Annotated in this window: 2 protein-coding genes; both read left to right on the top strand. The window is 62.8% G+C overall.

All coding sequences use genetic code 11. The features are described from left to right. The first annotated feature begins 258 nt into the window (after nucleotides 1–258). Complete coding sequence (locus NOV21_RS07855; protein WP_283171741.1) at nucleotides 259–939, top strand: IS110 family transposase; 681 nt, start codon at nucleotides 259–261, stop codon at nucleotides 937–939. A gap of 38 nt (nucleotides 940–977) precedes the next feature. Beyond that, a complete protein-coding gene (locus tag NOV21_RS07850) occupies nucleotides 978–1,436 on the top strand; it encodes a transposase (protein ID WP_283171740.1) in 459 nt (152 codons plus the stop codon). Nucleotides 1,437–1,598 lie beyond the last annotated feature (162 nt).

Raw genomic sequence — 1,598 nt, 5'->3', positions numbered from 1 at the left:
CTCCTATCTTTTAGTCGTTGCATTTTCGAGCCGATTATCGAATGCTTGTGGATGCAATGCAGATTCTGGCGGGCAGGGTTGCCGACATTTCGTGTGAGAGCCCCGCTTCTCGTAAAGGAGTCTGGCAACCTGCCCCACCCGGGCGAGGCCGCGGATAAGCTGGATGAAGGTGGCTCGCCCACTCTTCGGATCTCTTCTAGGAGGTAGCGGTCCCGGGTGCGCAGGCAGGAACCCGCCGATAGCAGAAGGGAGCGCCCTATGATCTACGCAGGTGTGGACATCGCGAAGATGGGCCACGTCATCGGCGCCGTCGACGAGGAGGGCGCCGAGGTCGCGAGGCCGATGCCGTTCAAGAACACCGAGGCAGGCTTCGAGAGGTGCGTGGCGTGGCTCGAGTCGGTCGCCGAGTCCGAGGACGACGTGTTCGTCGGAATGGAGGCTACCGGCCACTACTGGAAGGCCTGCTTCGCATACCTCATGGCCGCTGGCTACAAGGTTTGCGTCGTGAATCCGATGCAGGTGCACGCCATGCGCGAGCTCAAGGGCATGAAGGGCATCAAGAACGACCGGGTGGACTCCCGGCTCATCGCCGAGACGCTGCGCCAGGGCGACTGCGAGCAGACGCGGCTGGCCGCCGACGAGATGCAGGCCCTCAAGCAGCTCACGCGCTACCACCAGGGCCTCAAGCAGGAGCTCGCGACGGTGAAGACGCAGGCCATCTGCGTGATGGATGCCTACTTCCCAGAGTACGCGGGGCTGTTCTCCGACATGTTCGGCGCCGCGTCGCTGAAGGTCCTCGCCGAGTGCCCGACGCCCGCCGAGGTGGGCAGGAGGCGCGCGTCGACGATCGCCAGGCTGCTCTCCGGGGGTCCCGCGGCAGGCTGGGAGCGGAAAAGGCCGCACAGCTCAAGGCCGCGGCGAAGTCGTCGGTCGGGATAAGGCTCGGCCAGGAGGCCGCGTCGTTCCAGATAAGGACGATGGTCTCGCAGGTAGAGTTCCTGAACGGGGCGATATCCAAGGTGGAGAGGGAGGTCGCCGCCCTGCTGGCCAGGGTGGAGCCCAACATCACGACAATTCCGGGCGTGTCGACGACCACCGGCGCCCAGATAGTCTCCGAGATAGGCGACGTCAAGAGGTTCAAGAACGCCGCCTCGATCGTCAAGTACGCCGGCCTGAACTCCGGCGTCGACGAGTCCGGCAAGTTCTCCGCGAAGGGCGTCCCGATAACGAAGCACGGGTCGCCATACCTCCGCAGGTCGCTCTGGCTCGCCGCCAACAGGGCCAGGCAGTACGACCCGAAGCTCAAGGCCTTCTACGACAAGAAGCGCCGCGAGGGCAAGCCCCACCGTGTCGCCGTGACCGCCGTCGCGAGGAAGCTGTGCCACGTGGTTTACGCCGTTATGCGAGACGGGGAGCCGTACGATCCCGACAAATAGCCCCGTAAAACATGCTGCGTGGGAGCCATCGCGTATCCGCGATGCGGTTCATTGCGCCCAGAAGCATTCGATATTCGACTGTCAAAGTGCAAATCCAAACAAAACTAGAGACTTTGAAAAATCTCTAATCAGGTCTTGACTTCATATAGCTGGTCTCCTTTC

The organism is Curtanaerobium respiraculi (assembly GCF_024609215.1).
Lineage (GTDB): Bacteria > Actinomycetota > Coriobacteriia > Coriobacteriales > Eggerthellaceae > Curtanaerobium > Curtanaerobium respiraculi.
This window is presented reverse-complemented; position numbering and strand designations above follow the sequence as displayed.

Coding starts and splice junctions, on each gene's coding strand:
- NOV21_RS07850 (WP_283171740.1), top strand. CDS start 978: ATGGTCTCGCAGGTAGAGTTCCTGAACGGGGCGATATCCAAGGTGGAG.
- NOV21_RS07855 (WP_283171741.1), top strand. CDS start 259: ATGATCTACGCAGGTGTGGACATCGCGAAGATGGGCCACGTCATCGGC.